Annotated in this window: 17 protein-coding genes; all 17 read left to right on the top strand. The window is 30.1% G+C overall.

What is annotated here, in order from left to right; translation table 11 throughout:
- Positions 1 to 603, top strand: a 603-nt coding sequence (locus H8S00_RS02460) for an Rpn family recombination-promoting nuclease/putative transposase (protein WP_186839927.1), incomplete at its 5' end; no start/stop codon positions are given.
- Positions 604 to 735: 132 nt separating this feature from the next.
- Positions 736 to 1,131: a hypothetical protein gene (locus H8S00_RS02455; RefSeq protein WP_118595022.1), complete on the top strand. Its 396-nt coding sequence runs from the start codon at positions 736 to 738 to the stop codon at positions 1,129 to 1,131.
- Between the two features lie 253 nt (positions 1,132 to 1,384).
- Positions 1,385 to 1,873: an acyltransferase gene (locus tag H8S00_RS13935; protein ID WP_118590249.1), complete on the top strand. Its 489-nt coding sequence runs from the start codon at positions 1,385 to 1,387 to the stop codon at positions 1,871 to 1,873.
- Between the two features lies 1 nt (position 1,874).
- Positions 1,875 to 2,849, top strand: a complete 975-nt coding sequence (locus tag H8S00_RS02445) for an acyltransferase family protein (RefSeq protein WP_118590252.1) — start codon at positions 1,875 to 1,877, stop codon at positions 2,847 to 2,849.
- A gap of 10 nt (positions 2,850 to 2,859) precedes the next feature.
- Complete coding sequence (locus H8S00_RS02440; protein WP_021952655.1) at positions 2,860 to 3,996, top strand: hypothetical protein; 1,137 nt, start codon at positions 2,860 to 2,862, stop codon at positions 3,994 to 3,996.
- Positions 3,989 to 5,137 (top strand): glycosyltransferase family 2 protein, encoded by a 1,149-nt coding sequence (locus H8S00_RS02435; protein ID WP_158576916.1) that lies wholly within the window; start codon positions 3,989 to 3,991, stop codon positions 5,135 to 5,137. Before H8S00_RS02440 ends, H8S00_RS02435 begins: the two co-directional genes overlap by 8 nt.
- A 24-nt stretch (positions 5,138 to 5,161) precedes the next feature.
- Positions 5,162 to 6,244, top strand: coding sequence for a glycosyltransferase family 4 protein (locus H8S00_RS02430; RefSeq protein WP_021952657.1), 1,083 nt, complete (start codon positions 5,162 to 5,164; stop codon positions 6,242 to 6,244).
- Positions 6,245 to 6,256: 12 nt separating this feature from the next.
- On the top strand, positions 6,257 to 7,267 hold the full coding sequence (locus tag H8S00_RS02425) for a glycosyltransferase family 2 protein (RefSeq protein ID WP_021952658.1): 1,011 nt from the start codon (positions 6,257 to 6,259) through the stop codon (positions 7,265 to 7,267).
- Between the two features lie 24 nt (positions 7,268 to 7,291).
- On the top strand, positions 7,292 to 8,500 hold the full coding sequence (locus H8S00_RS02420; RefSeq protein ID WP_021952659.1) for a glycosyltransferase family 4 protein: 1,209 nt from the start codon (positions 7,292 to 7,294) through the stop codon (positions 8,498 to 8,500).
- The gene (locus H8S00_RS02415; RefSeq protein WP_021952660.1) at positions 8,487 to 9,530 is read left to right on the top strand and encodes an acyltransferase family protein; all 1,044 of its coding nucleotides are present in this window, start codon (positions 8,487 to 8,489) and stop codon (positions 9,528 to 9,530) included. Before H8S00_RS02420 ends, H8S00_RS02415 begins: the two co-directional genes overlap by 14 nt.
- Positions 9,530 to 10,648, top strand: coding sequence for a glycosyltransferase (locus H8S00_RS02410; protein ID WP_021952661.1), 1,119 nt, complete (start codon positions 9,530 to 9,532; stop codon positions 10,646 to 10,648). The genes H8S00_RS02415 and H8S00_RS02410 overlap by 1 nt, the downstream gene beginning before the upstream one ends.
- Position 10,649: 1 nt before the next feature.
- Positions 10,650 to 11,702 carry a polysaccharide pyruvyl transferase family protein gene (locus tag H8S00_RS02405; protein WP_021952662.1) on the top strand — a complete coding sequence of 351 codons (1,053 nt, stop codon included), beginning with the start codon at positions 10,650 to 10,652 and terminating at the stop codon, positions 11,700 to 11,702.
- A gap of 35 nt (positions 11,703 to 11,737) precedes the next feature.
- The gene (locus H8S00_RS02400; RefSeq protein ID WP_186839926.1) at positions 11,738 to 12,757 is read left to right on the top strand and encodes a glycosyltransferase; all 1,020 of its coding nucleotides are present in this window, start codon (positions 11,738 to 11,740) and stop codon (positions 12,755 to 12,757) included.
- Positions 12,758 to 12,769: 12 nt separating this feature from the next.
- Positions 12,770 to 13,894 carry a polysaccharide pyruvyl transferase family protein gene (locus tag H8S00_RS02395; RefSeq protein ID WP_021952664.1) on the top strand — a complete coding sequence of 375 codons (1,125 nt, stop codon included), beginning with the start codon at positions 12,770 to 12,772 and terminating at the stop codon, positions 13,892 to 13,894.
- A complete protein-coding gene (locus tag H8S00_RS02390; RefSeq protein WP_021952665.1) occupies positions 13,879 to 14,856 on the top strand; it encodes a glycosyltransferase family A protein in 978 nt (325 codons plus the stop codon). The genes H8S00_RS02395 and H8S00_RS02390 overlap by 16 nt, the downstream gene beginning before the upstream one ends.
- 1 nt (position 14,857) lies before the next feature.
- Entirely contained in the window at positions 14,858 to 16,021 is a 1,164-nt protein-coding gene (locus H8S00_RS02385; protein ID WP_021952666.1) for a Coenzyme F420 hydrogenase/dehydrogenase, beta subunit C-terminal domain, read from the top strand.
- Positions 15,993 to 18,572 (top strand): acyltransferase family protein, encoded by a 2,580-nt coding sequence (locus H8S00_RS02380; RefSeq protein WP_118590255.1) that lies wholly within the window; start codon positions 15,993 to 15,995, stop codon positions 18,570 to 18,572. Before H8S00_RS02385 ends, H8S00_RS02380 begins: the two co-directional genes overlap by 29 nt.
- The last annotated feature ends 133 nt before the right edge of the window (positions 18,573 to 18,705 follow it).

The following is an 18,705-nucleotide window of genomic DNA, read 5'->3' as shown; positions in this document are numbered from 1 at the left end:
GGGCTTAAGAAAGAAGATAAGATAGCCGGAATAATAACCCTGACGGTATATTTTGGAGACAGACCATGGGATGGACCAAGATGTCTCCACGAAATGTTAAGTATTGATGATAAGGAAATATTAAAATTAATTCCGGACTACAGGATTAATCTCATAGATCCCCATGAGATTAACAATTCAGAGAAGTTTATGTCGGACTTTAGGTACATAATAGAATTTATGAAGGCATCAGGGGATAAGGAAAAGATGAACAGTCTTTTAAATGAAAAACGTAGCATATATTCAAACATGGAAAGGGATGCCATGGTGGTAATAAGGGAATGTGCAAACATTAACATAAAGATTGAAGAAAAGGAGGAAAAGCAGGATATGTGTAAGGCAATTGATGACATGATGAGGGATGCAAGAATGAGTGGGGAAGCATTAGGTGAGGCACGAGGGAGAGAAGTTGAACGTAAAATAATGCAGAAAGAGTTGGATGAAAAGCAGAACCAGCTGGACGAAAAGCAGAACCAACTGGACGAAAAGCAGATTCGGTTAGATAAATATGAAAAAGAAATAGAGGAATTAAAGAAGCAGCTTGCCGAGAGGCAGACAGCGTAATAAGAAGTCGGATGGTCAAAGGGGAATCCGGCTTTTAAGGTGTAACACAAAGGTAATGAAATATTAAAATTAATTCCGGACTACAGGATTAATCTCATAGATCCCCATGAGATTAACAATTCAGAGAAGTTTATGTCGGATTTTAGATACATAATAGAATTTATGAAAGCATCAGGGGATAAGGAAAAGATGAACAGTCTTTTAAATGAAAAACATAACATATACTCAAACATGGAAAGGGATGCCATGGTGGTAATCAGGGAATGTGCAAACATTAACATAAAGGTTGAAGAGAAGGAGGAGAGACAGGATATGTGTAAGGCAATTGATGACATGATGAATGACGCAAGAATGAGTGGGGAAGCATTAGGGGAGGCACGAGGGGAAGCGAGAGGAGAAGCACGAGGAAGAGAAGCTGAACGTAAGATAATGCAGAAAGAGCTGGATGAAAAGCAGAACCGATTAGACAAATATGAAAAAGAAATAGAAGAATTAAAAAGACAACTTGCCGAGAGGCAGACAGCGTAATAAGAAAATAAGAGAGAAAAGTCGGATAGTCAATCATGAAAAGGCTGTCCGGCTTTTTTGTGTATATAGGTTTAATAGCAAGATAAACAATTTGTGAGTACAGACAAATGTTCTAATGGATATAATTTATGTTATATTGTATTTTGTTGTAAAAAAAGCTTTTTTTTGATAAAATAAGATGATATATGTAATTTGAAGCGAATTGTTAAACAATGTATTTTAACAGTATACAAACAGGAGATTGAAGGTAACAATGAAATTATTAAAACTGTATTATCACGTGAAAGCGATGATTAAGAAGGTGGGATATAGAGTATTGAGCGGAAATAAGATTTCTTTTGGAAGGAAGACCACTTTCAGAAATGGCTTTCATGCTATGGTGGAAGGAGACGGTAATATCAGCATAGGTGAAAGGTGCTTTTTTAATAATAATTGTTCGATAAACAGTTTGCAGGAAGTTACAATAGGGGACGGAACGATTTTTGGAGAGAATAGCCATGTATATGACCATAACCACAGGTTTAGAAGTTCGGAGGATACTATAAAGAGTCAGGGATATACAGTGGCACCTGTGCATATAGGAAAACATGTGTGGATAGGAAGTAATGTGGTGATATTAAAAGGCGTGACTATAGGAGATAATGCAGTGATAGGAGCCGGTTGTGTAGTTGATAGGGATGTGCCGGAGTGTGCCATCGCTACCTGTGGTAGTGGGATTAACATAAGGATGCAGGGAGAATAAGATGGAGCAGAAGAGAGAGTTTGATTATTCCATTGCATTGGTTAGAATCGTATCATGTATTATGATTTTTTTATGTCATTACGTGCAAATACTTGGAAATCCAATAATAGCACAGACAGCTCAGTTTTTTAACGTAGGTGTATTTGTGTTTTTTATGATATCCGGATATTTGCTGGGGCAGAAACAAATTAATAAAGGCGAACTGGCATCGTGGTATAAAAAAAGAATGACTAGAATATTTGTGCCACTGTATATTGTAGTGGTAGTGGTTTTTGTTGCTTTGTATTTTGAAGGAATACAAGTTAGTCCTAAGGCGTATGTAATGTATGCATTAAACTTGCAGGCGTTTGGCGTTAGTATTTCAGGGGCAGGACAGTTGTGGTTTTTAACAATAATAATGATTTGTTATCTTATCACTCCGTTTTTACAGAAAACTAAAGATTGGAATAGACGCATAAAAGAAGTAGTAACTACTATATTTATTTTAATACAGTTAGTAGCAGGATTAATAGGAATACGGTTCATAGCATTGTATGTGTTTTATGTAGGGACCTATGCTTTAGGGTACTATATATTACCTAATATAATAAGGAATATAAGTAGGAAAAGTGCATTAAGATGGTCTGTAACGATGCTGATAGCTGTGGGAATTAGACTTGTGAGTAAGGTGGTAATAGGTGATTCATGTATATATGATTATATAATTGTATTATATACACAGGTCGTATTAGGTATATGGATAATAATTGCTATAAAGTATGTATATCAAATGTTTAAGGAATATCTAAACTATAGATTAATTAAGACCATGGATGGATATACAATGGAAGTGTATATGGTACACATGATGTTTATGCAACTTCCTTTTTATATGTTTGGAAAAATTAATTTGGTAATAGATAGTTGTATGATTGTAATATGTACTATATTAGCTGCAGTTATATTAAAAAAAATAGAGAAAATAGTGATAAGATAGAGATTAATATATGGAACAGAAAATTTTAAAAATAAGACAACAAAACAGAGATACTACCATGCTTTTAATAGTACCTACCGCTATATTGGCAAAAATTATATATATGTATTTTCTACCAATGAGATATTTTTTTGATAGTTACAGAATGATAGATATGTTAGTAAATGGTGATAAGGCAACAAGTGGATGGACAGGATATCAAACGGCAGTAGATTTCCATAGAACAATCAATATATTCCATTTTACTACTATAAATCAATTTTCAACATTTTATGGATTGATTATGACTATTGCCATTATGATTATTGTGTCAAAAACTAAGGAGATGGACTTTAAACAATCATTGTTTACCCTTATGGCAACGGGAGTTTTAAATATTTATGTTTTTTGTATTAATAAAGAAATGATACAGATTTTATATTTTTTTGTTATTTATATAATTATTAATAGCCCTGTAAAAAATACATTGTTAAAGATATTAGGGTGTGCATTAGTATATTATTGGGAAAGTACATCATTTAGGTCATACTATATAATAATGGCGGCAATGAGTGTCTTACTATACTTTATATTCTTATGGCTTCAGAAGAGAAGAAGAATAACAAAATTTATTATATTTGCAACGGTGCTTATGTGCTTTATAGGAGTATTTGTGTTCTTTTATGCTAGTAGTTTAGTGTCATATGATGATTACTATGAGGCATTAAATATTAGAGATAATTCTACGGGAACGATAAGAGAGGCTGGTGGAGCAGCTTCGGCAATTTATAACCCTATAGAGGTTAATGGAAATCTTGGTGTTTTTATGATTGATTATGTAATTAATGCATTTAGGATGATGATTCCAATAGAACTTCTGCTAAAAAGCCCTGGATATGCTCCATTTTTTATTTATCAGATATTTATTTTAATGTATTTATTTAAGGCACTTGCTAACATTAAGGCAATGGATAAAAAGGTGGTTGTGGCGTTGTCATGCTTTGTGGCATATTTCTTTGGATCGGTAGTTTTCGAACCGGATTTTGGCTCCTGGGTTAGACATGAGGCTACCACATTTCCGGTATTCCAATTATTAGTATACCAAAATAGAGTGCAAAATAGTGCAACAGCGAAGGGAATGGTGAGAGATGAAGCAACGTATGTATAACACATTTTATAGAAAATTGAAAAATGTTAAGTTGGCAAAGGCTATATCTAACATTAGTTATTGTATGTTGTTGGCATATTATTATATGGCAAGACTTTTTTGCAAGAGTAAAAGCAGCATGACTATTGATGAAGCATATAAACTGATGGATAGTTGCAGTAAGAGACCTGATATGAAAACTACGTATACAAATAAGGAATGTAGTAAAGATTTGTCTATAATTGTTCCGGCATATAATGCGGAGAAAACAATAAGAGAATGCATCAATTCAGTAATAAATCAGCAAACAAGTGTTGACTACGAACTTATAATAGTCAATGACGGTTCAAGTGATAAAACAAAAGAAATCGTAACCGGTATAAAGTCGGAAAAGATAGTTTTGATTAATCAGGAAAATAAAGGATTTTCAGGGGCAAGAAATACAGGTATAGATGCAAGCGTTGGGAAATATATAATGTTCCTTGATTCCGATGATATGTTAGTTGGGAATTGCATAGAAGGTATGATGGGAAAAATAAGAGAATTCGGAGCTGACATTGTACAGGGAAGTTACTATAGTTTTTTAGAAAATACTAATACTTTTAATTATAGCAAATTTCAAGATACAACAGTTACATCAACAGAAAATATATTGAAAGCACCGGGATTTCCGTGGGCAAAAATATATAAAAGAGAAATGTTTAATCAATTAAGATTTCCGCTAAATGTATGGTTTGAAGATACTATTGTATGTATGGTCTTATACAGAATGTGCAAGAAAATGGTGGTTACATCGGATGTTGTGTATGCGTATAGGTTAAATCCAAATGGTATAACAGCAAAGGCAAGGCATAGTAATAAGTGTATAGACCATTATTGGGTTATGGAACAGGTATTAGAGGATGCGAGAGATATCGGATTGCAAAATGATGAAATACAATATGATTTGGTTAAAGGTCATATGTCTACATTACTTTATAGAAGAATTTCATTAATGTCTGATGAAGTGATAGAATGTACATTTAATCTGGCATGTCAAATGCTTGAAAACATCAGACCGGAGCATTATAAGGCAAAGGGAAGAACAATTGACAAAGATATTGAGAGAGCATTCGAAACCAGAAACTATAAGTTGTGGAAATTAGCTAGTTTTATTGTATAAAGTTTAGGAAGGTAGTTACTTCAAATGAAGAAAATATGTTTTTTTTCCGGTGATATAACCAGAAGCGGTGGCACGGAAAGAGTTAGTACCGTTATTGCTAATCAGTTAGTAAAGAATAAGAAATTTAATATATGCTTTTTAAGCTTATGGGAAAACAACGATAAGTTGTTTTATACATTAAATGATAAAATTAAGAGATATACTTTATTTGAAAAAGTTACCAGTGGAAAAAGGATACTTACATATGTTCACAGGCTTAGAAAGTTTGTGAAAAGTAACAATATAGATGTTCTGATAGATATTGATGGAATATTGGATTTGTATTCTATACCGGCATTAAGAGGAGTGAAATGTAAGTTAATATCCTGGGAGCAGTTTAGTTTTTACGTCAATCCATATGTGGGATATCGAAAAATTACAAGAAAATGGGCGGCAAAAAAAGCGGATGCAATTGTTGTATTGACAGAGGAAGATAGAAAAAATTATGAAAGAGAGGTTAATGTTAAAGGAATTTTGCGACGTATATATAACCCGATTGAAATTGGGAATGGTGAAGATATTTGCTATAATATGAAAAGCAAGATAATAATAAGTGCGGGTACGCTAAATTATAACAAAGGGTTTGATATGCTGATTGATGTTGCAAAAATTGTGCTAAAGAAGCATAATGATTGGAGATGGGTAGTATGCGGTGAAGGCGAAGAAAGAAAAAGACTGGAAGAAAAAATAGAAAAAAATAATTTAACAGAGAACCTAATTTTGAAAGGGAATGTTAGCAATATAGAAGAATATTATAGGAAATCTGCAATATTTGTATTAACATCTAGAACTGAAGGATTTGGATTGGTATTAACCGAAGCAAAAAAAGAAGGTTTGCCGTGTGTCAGTTTTAGATGTCCGGCAGGCCCAAGTGAAATAATATTGGATGACATAAATGGTTATCTTTTAGATTGTTTTGATATAGAACAAATGGCAGAAAAAATAAACCAGTTGATAGAAAATCAAGATATAAGAAAAAAATTCTCGGACAATTCTATGGTGGGGACAGAAAAGTTTAATATTGATAAAATAAGTGAGCAGTGGATGGAATTAATAGAACAGATATAAGAGAGAAAATTAATGGAATATAAGGATAAAGTGTCGGTTGTTTTACCGATATACAATGTTGAAAAGTATTTAAAGAAAAGTGTACAGTCAGTTCAAAATCAGACATATAGAAATCTTGAAATAATACTTGTAGACGATGGTTCAAAAGATAGTAGTGGAAGAATATGCGATGAACTGTCTAAGGAGGATTCAAGGATACAAGTGGTACATAAAAATAACGGAGGTCTCGCATCTGCAAGAAATTCAGGGTATGAGGTGGCAACCGGAGAGTATGTTATGTATATTGATAGCGACGATTGTGTAAAAGAAGACACAGTGAAAAAGTGTGTTGATGCAATAGAAAGAGATAAGTCAGATGTTGTTATCTTTGGATATGAAAAAGTATCTGAAGATGGAAATATATTAGAAGTGTGTAGCTGGGATAATAAGATATATAGCCATAATGAAATGACAGAACATTTATATAGAGCTATTTGTGAAATGTCCTTTGGGTACGCATGGAATAAGTTATATCGTAAATCGATTTTAGACAAGTCAGGTGTATTAGGTGATGCAAAAGTCATTGACAGAGAAGACCTGATTTACAATATGGAGTTGTTAAAATATTGGAATAAGATTACCTATATAGATTATGTTGGATATGAGTACTTACAAAGAAGTACAAGCCTGCTACATAATTCAAATTTGGCAAGATTGAATGGTGTGGAGTATTTTGTAGAAAGAGTACATGATATTGATGTAGGCGAGGCACAAGGAAAAGTATTCAATATGGTTGTCTTGCACTATTTAGCTGATGCAATTATAAAAAATATTATATGGAACGCAGAGTTAAATGCAAAAGAGAAGAAACAATTAATAAAAGAAACTATAGATAGATGTCCTAATAAAGGTGAATTATATTCAGATAGGGACAATGGAAAATATTTGCGAGAATTATACAAAAGCATAGAAAAGGGAAATATGAAATATTTTTATCTATATGTAAAATTGGGAGATATTAAACGAAAAATGTTTAAAAAGTAAAAGTAATTGTAAAGGAAACAAGTTATGAAACGAATGGCAGTAATTTCGGCAGGGTTTGTGCCTGTTCCAGCTGTGGATGGTGGAGCAGGAGAAGTTTTAACGACAGAGATTATTAATGGAAACGAAGTGGCAGGAGAGTATTATATGGACATATATACAATAGAATCTCCTAAGCTTGATTCTATCAAATATAAAAATGCAGAAATAATACAAATTCATATTACAAAATGGAATTGGTTTTTTTGCAAGTTTAGAAATATGTTTCTAAAGGCTTTAAAAAGAAAATACAGATTTATACCATATAACAGGGCATTGTTAAAGGTATTTAGAGATAATTATGATAAAATACTAATTGAAAATAATATGCAGGCTTTTGAAGATATATATAAACATGCTGAAAATGGAAAAGAGCATATGATTTATCATATGCATAATGACATAGATGGAACAACAAAGCCGGAATATTTGTGTCGATTTATCGCTGACAAAGCAGAGACTATTTTACCTGTAAGTAAATATATTGAAAATCACTTTAACAGTGTTGCACCTAATGAAAAAATGAAAGTGTTATATAATTGCATTGATTTAAACGTATTTAATGTAAATCGGAAATATAACACTGAGGAACTAAAAAATGAATACGGATTAAATAGTGACGATTTTGTTTACTTATATACAGGAAGAGTTTGTCCGGAGAAGGGAATATTGGAATTAGTAAGAGCTTTTAAAAGGATTGCTAAAGAAAATAAAAATGCTAAATTGGTAGTAGTTGGAAGTCGTTGGTATAATCTAATTGCAAAAGATGAATATTTTAAAAAGTTAATTGAGGAATCAAGAGGTTATGAAGACAGAATTGTTTTTACAGGATATGTCTTTCCGGAAGATATGCCGGCAATATATACTTTAGGGGATGTATTGGTTATTCCGTCTATGTGGGAAGAACCTTTTGGGGTTGTAGCTCTTGAGGGAATGGCAATGAAAGTACCTATTATAGCTACAAATTCAGGTGGATTGGTAGAGGTGCTTAGTAACAAAACTGCAATTATAGTGGATAAACAAAAAAATGTTGTAGAAAATTTGTATAATGCGATGAATGATATGTTCATAAATGATAAAAAAAGAGAGAGTTTTGTTAAAGAAGCATGTACAGAGGTTACGATGAGAGAAGAGTATGATAAGATAAATTACTATAATGAATTTAGTAAAAGGATAAAAAACGATGTTAAGCGATAATACAAAGAGAATTGAATGGATAGATGTAGCAAAAGCATTGGCAATAATATTAGTAGGAATAGGTCATTATAATTGTCCGAGAGGATTGCAGATATGGATATATAGCTTTCATATGCCATTGTTTTTTATTCTTTCAGGTGTTACGTTAGATATAAAAAAATATAAATTTGTAAAATTTGTAAAACGAAAAGCTAAAGCGTTTTTAGTGCCATGGTTGATGGCGGTTTGCGTAAATGTTGTATTTCAATCAGCATGTAGAAGTATAGGAATATCTGCTGTAGACGACCATATTTATATGATTCCGTTTAAAATAATTGTTAATTGGCGATTGACATCAAGGATGTTTGATCCCATATATTGGTTTTTGCCAGCATTATTTATGACGGAATTAGCATTATATTGGTTATATAAGGTATTTGATAGCAACATGAAGAAAGGGATATTAATAATATTGTTATGTGCAATTGGTATGTCGTACCAATGTTTCGTTAATTTGAGACTGCCTTGGGAAATAGATTTACTTCCTGTAACATGTACATTCGTATCTTTAGGTTATGCAAGTAGAAATGGTATAAATAAGATAATAAGTAAGAGTGTAATAATTAAAATTATAGTTTCAATCGTGTTGATTTTTGTTGGTAGTATTTTAGGATTCTGCAATTCGATGATAATTAAAAAATCTATAGATATTCATAGTGCCACTTATGGAATATTACCACTTATGGTCATTGCTGCATTTTTTATATCTATAGGAATTATAATTTTGTGTTCTTTTGTTCATATTAAGTTGGTTAATTATATAGGTCAGAATAGTTTGCTATTTTATTTGGCACAACCAATATTATACAAGGTGACAGATATTTTACTTGTCTTTGTTTTTGACGTTATACCTTTTTATACATATCAATATGGAGCAAATTATTTATGCTTAATAATGTTACATGTTGCAACTAATATTGCAATATTAATATATGTATTTATATATAAATATGTTAAGAAAATAGTTAAGAAAAGAATGGTTATTAATTAATGAAAAAGAAAATTTTATTTTATTTAGATTCGTTAAACAAAGGGGGATTGGATAAGGTAGTATTAGATTTTGTCAATCATATGGATTATGATAAATATGATGTTACTGTAATGAGAAGATTCCCAGGAGGTTATTACACCTCATTACTAAATTCACAAATAAAAGTGGTTTCAAATACATTTATAGATGCAAGAAAGCATCCGGTATATAATCATTTGATAAGAGTTGTTTGTGACAGAATGCCAAGAAAATTAATGTACAGATTGTTTGTCCACAGAAAATATGATGTTGAAATTGCCTGTGGAGATTCTTGGGCGGCAACGTTAATTGGTGGTTCAACAAACAAAAAATCGAAGAAGATACTTTGGGAACATATGGATGTAACACTGGATGAATCAACGGCGACTCATTTTTCAACTTCAAAAGTTAGGGAGTTTTTTTCTCCATTTGATAAAATTATTGGAGTATCAAAAGACTGTGCACAAAAGTTTATTGAAAAATATGGTTTTGAGAATAAAGTAACATATATTTATAATCCTATAGACATAGAAGATATAGAAATTAAAAAAGAAGAAGAGGTGGAATCATACGATGAAGGATTTAATATTCTTGCAATCGGAAGATTTATGCCACAGAAGGCATTTGTTCGGTTGATTGATGTAACTAAAAGTCTGTATGAAAAAGGAGTCAAATTTAACTTAAATATTATTGGTGAGGGACCAGAAGAAAGCATTATAAAAAACAAAATAGATGAGTATGGATTGAAGGATAAAATAAAATTATTGGGTTTTAAAGAAAATCCATACCCATATATAAAAAATGCAGATTTGCTTATATGTTCTTCAATTCATGAGTCATATTGTTTAGTTGTTGCAGAGAGTTTGGTGGTAGGAACTCCTGTATTAAGTACGGCTTGTACAGGACCATTGGAATTACTTGACAACGGAAAATATGGAATGATTGTTGAAAATTCAAACAAGGGTTTGCAAAATGGCATTGAAACATTGGTAACAGACAAAAATCTGTTAAAAAAATATAAAAGCATGGCATTAGAGAGAAAAGACTTTTTTAATGTGAATACATGCATAAAACAATTTGAAAAGATATTTGAGGAATAATATGAGAAAAGTTGGAATAGTAACTATATTTGATTTAAATAATTACGGAAACAGACTTCAAAATTATGCAGTAGAACAGATTTTGAAGAAGTGCGGTGTGGTTCCTACAACGCTAGTGCTACCATGCTATGAGGAAATCTTTAAATATAATAATAAACTAGAAAATTTTGCTAAAAAAATATATTCAAGGATATTTAAAAATAATAGGATAGAAAGGTATTTGTCTTTTTTGAAGTTTCAAAAAAACATGAATGCAAAAAACATTTCTAATACGAGTGACTTAAATGATTTATACGATATGTTTATAGTTGGAAGTGATCAGGTTTGGCATCCGGATGTTATATCAGATGATATGTTTTTGAGATTTGCGGAGAAAAAAAAGAGGGCAACTATATCTCCAAGTTTTGGATTAGATGGAATTCCTAAAGAAAAGGGAGATTATTATCGAAATGGCTTGTGTGGATTCAATAAAATTACGGTAAGAGAAGAGAGTGGGAAAGACATTATAGAGGGGTTATGTGATGTGCAAGTGGATGTTAATTTAGATCCTGTTTTTATGTTAGACAGTGAGGAATGGGACAGAGTATCGAAACCGGTAAAGGGAGTTGCGGATAGATATATTATAAAATGTATGTTAGGGGATGATAATTTAGACAATGAGGAGATAATTAATAAAATAGCACAAGAAAAGAAGATAGAAATTATAGATATCCATGATGAATCAAACCGACTCTATAAAATTGGACCAGGAGAGTTTATATGGCTTATAAAAAATGCACAATTTGTCATTACAAATTCTTTTCACGCAATTGCATTTAGTGTAATATATCGTAAGGATTTTGTCGCGTTGAATAGATACCAGGATAAAAACGATATGAACACAAGATTGGAATATGTTCTTAAAAGGTTCGGATTAATCGATCAGTTTGTAAGTGGTTGTAATGATTTTACGACTGATAAAGTAGATTATACAGAAACTATGAAAATATTGAAAAAGGAACAGGATAAGATGATGAAATACATAAGGGACGTATTGCAGGATTCTAGTATATAATAATGTTTAAAAAATAGGGAATAGGAATATTAATTATGGACGATTTGATTAGTGTAATAATACCTGCATATAATGCGGAAAAGTATATGGATAGATGTTTAAATAGCATAGTAAAGCAGTCTTATAATAACTTACAAATTATTGTGGTTAATGATGGTTCAACGGATAATACAAAGAAAATATTAGAAAAGTTTGCTGAGGCAGACAATAGAATAGTTGTTATTAATCAGAAAAATGGTGGCGTTTCACAGGCAAGAAATAATGGTATATATATAGCTAAGGGAAAATATATGTGTTTTGTAGATAGTGATGATTATATTGATATTAACATGATACAAAAGTTATATGATGGTATTAAAAAATGTGAATTGTCAGTTTGTGGCTTTGTAAACTATTTTGACAACGAAGAAAAAGATGGACCGTCACCATTTGGTAATACCAATGGATTGAAAACAAGAAATGAATATTTAAAAATAATGTCGAAATATTTGTATAGCGTTTATTTTGGAGCATTGTGGAATAAATTATATTTATCTGAAATCATAATGAAGAATAATATAAGGTTTGATGATAAAATATCATTTGCGGAGGATTTCATATTTAACATAAAATATCTGGAATATGTGACAAAGGTTAGCATTGTACATAATAATTTGTATTATTATTATCAGGAAGTTAAAAATTCATTAACTAAAGTTGTAGATGTGCAATATCGTTGGCAAGCATCATATACGAAATATTGTTGTTGCATAGAGCAGTATAAAAAAATGGATATGTATAACGAATGTTATAGGGAAATTTATTCTGCAATTGCATATGAACTAATTGGTCCGACTTACGATATTACAAAAGAAAATTATAAGGGGGTTAAGACAGCAAAAGAAAGTTTAAAAAAAATTTATGAAGAAGAATTGATAAAGAAGGCAATTAAAAATGTAAAAAAACCACAGATGGTACATAGGATTGCAAAAATCTCTTTGTTTTTGAAAAGTTATGGCATTTTTGTATTTTGCATGAGAGTATGGATTAAAATTCAAAGATATGATGGTAAATAAAAGGTGTAACAGATGAAAGCAATAATATTAACAATAACAGGTGGTCAAAATTTTGGAAACAGACTTCAGAATTTCGCATTACAAGAAGAATTAAAAAAACAAGGTTTAACGGTTGATACTGTACAAAATTTAACAAGAGCGGAAGATGAATATAAAATAGTTACAAAGTTGAAATTATCAATAAAAAAAATCATTTCTACTCTTTATTATATTATGCCATTTTCAAATAATGTTGAGTTTAATAATTGGTATAGAAGAAAAAAATTTGATAAATTTACAAAGAGATATATATCACAATATCACACTCCAATTTCAGATATATATGTACCTGAGAATATAGATGATGAATATGATTTCTTTGTGGCAGGTAGTGACCAAATTTGGAATCCGTATTATCTATTTAATTCTCATATTGAATTTATGGATTTCGCTACAAAATCAAAGCGAATTTCATATGCGGCAAGTTTTGGAGTTGATAAAATCCCAAATAATAAAATTTCTACATATAAAAAATGGCTAGAAGAAATTCCAAACATATCTGTCAGGGAACAAAGGGGAGCTGAAATTGTAGAAGAATTAATAGGTAAAAAAGCCTCGGTGGTTGTTGATCCGACACTTTTATTGAACGGAGATGAATGGAGAAAAATAGCCCAAAAACCTAAATGGTTAAATAAAAGAGAATATATATTGGTGTATTTACTGGGAGTAGAATCCGAAGAGTTAAATAAAAAAATTAAAATTATATCGTTAAGATATAATTTGCCTGTCATTTGGTTAAATAACCCGAAATATAAAAAAGAATACGGTACAGATCCTGCAGAGTTCATATATCTAATTGATAACTGTAGATTATTATGTACTGACTCGTTTCATGGAACAATTTTTTCATATAATTTGAAAACACCTGTTGCAATTTTTGAAAGAAAATTAATGAATGGTGAGGTCGCTATGAATTCAAGAATGAATACAATAAAGAAATTGTTTGGAATTGATAACAGAGTAATAGAAAATATTGATATAGATAATGAAGCAGAACTTTTTGACACACAATACAATGAGGAGAAGGTAAACGATGAAATAGAAAAATCAAGAAAATATTTAAGAAAGGTATTAAATAAGCAATGCAAAAAGGATTAGTTTCAATTATTATTCCGTGTTTTAATGGAAGTGAATATATTGATAGGTGTATTAAGAGCATTTTGGAACAGAACTATAATGATATAGAAATAATTATAATAAATGATGGTTCTACAGATGATAGTGAAGAAAAAATTTGGAGTTATAAGGGTGATATAGAAAAAAGAGGATATACATTTAAATATATGTTACAGGAAAATCAGGGGGCAGCGGCGGCAGTTAATCAGGGATTGAAGATTATGACAGGTGAGTTTTTTCAATTGTTTGATATAGATGATATATTATATCCTGATAATGTAAGTAAAAAAGTAAAAGTTTTTGATGAAAATAGCAATGTCGGTATAGTCATTAATAATGGATATTTTTTTAATATTGATAGTGGAAAACGAACAGTTTTTAGAAATGATATTGATTATATAAAAAATAATGGATTGTTTAATGCAATCATATATGAGCATGCGTATAGTTGGGCGGGATGTTGTATGATGCGAACAGAGGATTTTAGTAAAAATATAGAAAATAGAGACATATTTCTGTCAAAGTATGGTCAGAACTTGCAAGTTGTCTTGCCGGTTGCTTTTGCAAGTGGAAGTTATGTTGTGGATGAACCTTTAATGGATTATGTTATGAGAAAGAACTCAGTGTCCCATACAGAGGATGTTCATAAACAGTTATTTTTACAAAAAAAATTTACAGAGAATAGAATTGAATCTGTAAAGAATATTAGGATGGATTCAGATAACAAGAAAAAAATAATTCATAGTATTGAAATGTGGGATGTAAAGAAAAGATATATTTTTTCTATGAACCATGGACTTCGGGATGAACTAGAGAATACTAAAGAAATATTAAAGAAAAACAAGTTATTTTCGTTTAAGGACAATGTGCGATATTGTGTGGGTAAAAATAAATGTTTGAAAAAATTTTATGACTTTTTACATAAATTAAAAGGAAGTATTTGATATGATAAATATAAAAAGAAAAAGTGAGTGTACAGGATGTTCTGCGTGTAAAAATATATGTCCAAAAAATGCAATAGAAATGGTTTGTGATAATGAGGGATTTGAGTATCCTATAGTTGATAAAAACAAATGCGTAAATTGTAATTTATGTAATAAAGTATGTCCGGTATTAAATGTTAAAGAGTGCAAAGATGAAAATCAAATAATAAACATTGCATATAATTGCAATAAAGAAGAAGTTGAAAAGAGTTCATCAGGGGGGATTTTTATCTTATTGGCAAAGAAAACAATAGAAAATGGTGGAGTTGTGTATGGAGCTGCGTTTGATGAAAAACTTGTTTTAAGACATACTTCAGCTGACAAATATGAGAAAATAGAACCTTTGTTAAAATCAAAGTATGTTCAAAGTGCTATTGGAGACTCCTATATAAAAGTTAAAAATGATTTAAAAAAAGGTAGAAAAGTTTTATTTGTAGGAACACCATGTCAGGTAAATGGATTGTTGAGTTTTTTAAATAAGAAATATGATAATTTAATCACCGTTGATTTTATTTGTCATGGCGTTCCGAGTGGAAAAGTATTACATCATTATGTATCATGTTTAGAAAAGAAATATCATAGCAGTATTACAAAAATCTTTTTTAGAACAAAAACAAAGGGATGGAACAATTTTGGACTTAAATTTTTATTTGAAAATGGTAAGTGTATTGAAAAATTTGGTATAGAAGATGAATATCTTGCAGCATTTTTATTTGATATTGATTTAAGACCTTCATGCTATAAATGTAATTTTAAAGGAATAGATAGAAAGTCAGATATTACCTTGGCAGATGCATGGGGAGAATTAAGTGGGAGTCGAGTTTACAATGAAAGAGGGACATCTTTAATAATAGCTCATACAAATGATGGAGAGAAATTAATTGATGAAATAACAAAAAATATTGAATTTGAAAGGAACAACGAGAATTATATATTAAAATATAATGTTAATGCGATGTACAGTGTTATTAAAGATTCAAGAAGAAAAAAATTCTTTAAACAATTAAACAATAACAGAGATTTTATGGAGATAGTTAATAAATTAAAAAAAATAACATTTAGAGTGCGTGTTGAAAGAAAGATAAGGAAGATAGTAAATGGTAGAAGAAACAAAAAAATTAGTTAATAACAGATTATACTTTTGGGAAGGAATAGCATGCATTTTTGTTGTTTTAATTCATTGTCAATTACCGGGAAGAGTGGGAATTGTGACAGAGACAATTGCGAGATTTGCAGTCCCATTGTTTTTTTCGATATCTGGATATTATTGGGCAAAAGTAGAAATTAATCAAAGAACTTATAAAGCAAGATGTAAAATTAAAAAAAATTTAAAATTGTTTATAGCGATAACAGCAGTTTATATTTTATATCGAATAATGGTGCAGTGTGCCCTTCATCTTGAAGCAGTTAATGTTATTAATGCAAGGAGTTTTATTAAACTGCTTCTTTTTAATGAGACAGATTTCATATGTACAGTTTTATGGTATTTATTAGCATTGATATATATATATATATTATTGATCTTTTTAAAAAGCTCAAAGAGCTATTACGTTGTAGCTTTTCTTTCATTTGGTGTTTTTTTATTAAGTTATATGTTGAAGATAGTTGCATATAGTGGAAATTTATCGGAAAAACTTAATGAAAATTCTGCTATATACAGAAATTGGTTAACGGTAGGAATTCCATTTTTTATGTTTGGGTATTTATTTTCTACAAAACTAGAAAATAAACTTAAAGAAGTATTCAGTTATAAAATGACATATATGTTGTTGATTATTAGTATGTTTGGATGCATATTAGAGAGATACATCATAGGTAATAGTATGGATGTATACTTGTTTAGTATTATTATAGTTTTCACAATAATGCTTATGTGCAGCATCAAACCAAATATTAAACAGAATTATGTTGTAGAGATTGGCAAGAATATATCTTTGGCGATGTATTTGTTTCACCCTTTAGTGATGTATGGTTATAGATATTTATTTGGTTATTTTAACCTAATGAATAGTAAAATTACACAGTGGACATTGCCAATAATTGTAATACTTACGATTATTGTAATATATGAAGTAATTCATAGAATAAATATTATTCCCAATATTAGTAATGTAAATAATTTATCAAGAACAACAAATGCCAAAAGAAATGTTGTTAGTGGAATTGCACAAATGCTTATTACAAATATTTTGCAGTTTGTAAATCGGAAAATATTTATTGTAGTGTTGGGGGCAAGTTACTTAGGGTTAAGTGGTTTGTTTACCAACGTATTATCAGTGTTGTCATTAGCTGAGTTGGGAGTTGGAAGTGCGATAGTTTTTAGTTTGTATAAGCCATTGGCTGAGAATGATGAAGAAAAGATACATGCGCTAATGGAGTTATATAAGAGGGTTTATAGGATTATTGGTTGTATTGTATTAGCTATAGGAATTGCTATAACACCAATATTGAAATTTATTGTTAATTTAGAACAGGGAGTAGATATAAACTATTACTATATTTATTATTTGTTCCTAATGAATTCAGTTATTTCATATTGGTTTTATGCATACAGAAATTCTATTATTGGGGCATCACAAAAGGATTATTTATTAGTAAAAATAAATGTAAGCTTTCCAATTATACAGACAATAATGCAGATTTTTGCATTGGTGCTTTTGAAAGGAAATACGTCTTACTATGTTTATCTTACTATTCCCATTATTATGTTAATAATTAAAAATTATATAGTATATAAAGTGTCTAGTAGATTGTATCCATATTTAGACAATAAGTGCAAGAGCAAATTGGAAAAAAGTGAATTAACAAAAATCAAAAAAAATGTGTATGCGTTATCGGTAACAAAATTAAGTAGTACAATATATTATGCCAGCGATAATATAGTTATATCAACATTTATCGGGACTATATTTGTTGGCTTGTACTCAAATTATTCAATGATTACGGTTGCTGTGACGGGAATTATAAACATTATATTTAATAGTTTAAGAAATAGTGTAGGTGATTTAAATGCATCATCAGATAAAGAACATGTTTATGTTGTATATAAGAGAATATTGTTTGCTAATTTTTGGATATATGGGTTTTGTGCAATAGCATTTATGGTATTATTTAATCCGTTTATAGTATTATTTTTTGGAAAAAATTATGCATTTGATACCGTTGTAACCATTGTAATTGTATTTACATTTTTAATTCCAGGTTTAAATCACACAAACACAATTTACAAGGATGCATGCGGACTATTTTGGCAGACTAGATATAGAACTTTGGCTACCGCATTAGTAAATATTACTTTTTCGGTAATATTAGCAATAGTAATACCTGTAGAAAAATATAAAATAGTGGGAGTTTTGTTAGCTACTATTATTTCCTATGTTGTTACGATTTTACCTGTTGATCCAAAGATTATATATAGAGATGTTTTTGGAATGAAGAGAAATTATTTCATTAAATGGTTCATAAATAATCTATTAATTATTTCAGTAATTATGGCAATCACGTATGGTATATGCTTGTTTATACCGAGATATACATGGATTGGTTTTATTATTCAATGTGTTATAGTGGTGATTGTACCAAATGCATTGTTTGCAATAATAAAATATAAAACAAGTGAATTTAAATATTATAAAGAATTAATTGCGGAAACAATATTAAAAATAATAAATAAGTAAGGATAAGATGAATGGATAAAAAAGAATTCATCAGTGGAACTATGAGAATCCAACGGTTATTATTACATTGGCTTGTATATATGTTTTAGTAAATTATTAGGGGATTTGGTGATAAAAAACTACGATATTTATA

The sequence above is a fragment of the Eubacterium segne genome, from assembly GCF_014287775.1.
GTDB lineage: Bacteria > Bacillota > Clostridia > Lachnospirales > Lachnospiraceae > Eubacterium_G > Eubacterium_G segne.
Note: the sequence above shows the minus strand (reverse complement) of the source record. Positions and strands in the feature narration are given on the sequence as shown.

Coding starts and splice junctions, on each gene's coding strand:
- H8S00_RS02455 (WP_118595022.1), top strand. CDS start 736: ATGTCGGATTTTAGATACATAATAGAATTTATGAAAGCATCAGGGGAT.
- H8S00_RS13935 (WP_118590249.1), top strand. CDS start 1,385: ATGAAATTATTAAAACTGTATTATCACGTGAAAGCGATGATTAAGAAG.
- H8S00_RS02445 (WP_118590252.1), top strand. CDS start 1,875: ATGGAGCAGAAGAGAGAGTTTGATTATTCCATTGCATTGGTTAGAATC.
- H8S00_RS02440 (WP_021952655.1), top strand. CDS start 2,860: ATGGAACAGAAAATTTTAAAAATAAGACAACAAAACAGAGATACTACC.
- H8S00_RS02435 (WP_158576916.1), top strand. CDS start 3,989: ATGTATAACACATTTTATAGAAAATTGAAAAATGTTAAGTTGGCAAAG.
- H8S00_RS02430 (WP_021952657.1), top strand. CDS start 5,162: ATGAAGAAAATATGTTTTTTTTCCGGTGATATAACCAGAAGCGGTGGC.
- H8S00_RS02425 (WP_021952658.1), top strand. CDS start 6,257: ATGGAATATAAGGATAAAGTGTCGGTTGTTTTACCGATATACAATGTT.
- H8S00_RS02420 (WP_021952659.1), top strand. CDS start 7,292: ATGAAACGAATGGCAGTAATTTCGGCAGGGTTTGTGCCTGTTCCAGCT.
- H8S00_RS02415 (WP_021952660.1), top strand. CDS start 8,487: ATGTTAAGCGATAATACAAAGAGAATTGAATGGATAGATGTAGCAAAA.
- H8S00_RS02410 (WP_021952661.1), top strand. CDS start 9,530: ATGAAAAAGAAAATTTTATTTTATTTAGATTCGTTAAACAAAGGGGGA.
- H8S00_RS02405 (WP_021952662.1), top strand. CDS start 10,650: ATGAGAAAAGTTGGAATAGTAACTATATTTGATTTAAATAATTACGGA.
- H8S00_RS02400 (WP_186839926.1), top strand. CDS start 11,738: ATGGACGATTTGATTAGTGTAATAATACCTGCATATAATGCGGAAAAG.
- H8S00_RS02395 (WP_021952664.1), top strand. CDS start 12,770: ATGAAAGCAATAATATTAACAATAACAGGTGGTCAAAATTTTGGAAAC.
- H8S00_RS02390 (WP_021952665.1), top strand. CDS start 13,879: ATGCAAAAAGGATTAGTTTCAATTATTATTCCGTGTTTTAATGGAAGT.
- H8S00_RS02385 (WP_021952666.1), top strand. CDS start 14,858: ATGATAAATATAAAAAGAAAAAGTGAGTGTACAGGATGTTCTGCGTGT.
- H8S00_RS02380 (WP_118590255.1), top strand. CDS start 15,993: ATGGTAGAAGAAACAAAAAAATTAGTTAATAACAGATTATACTTTTGG.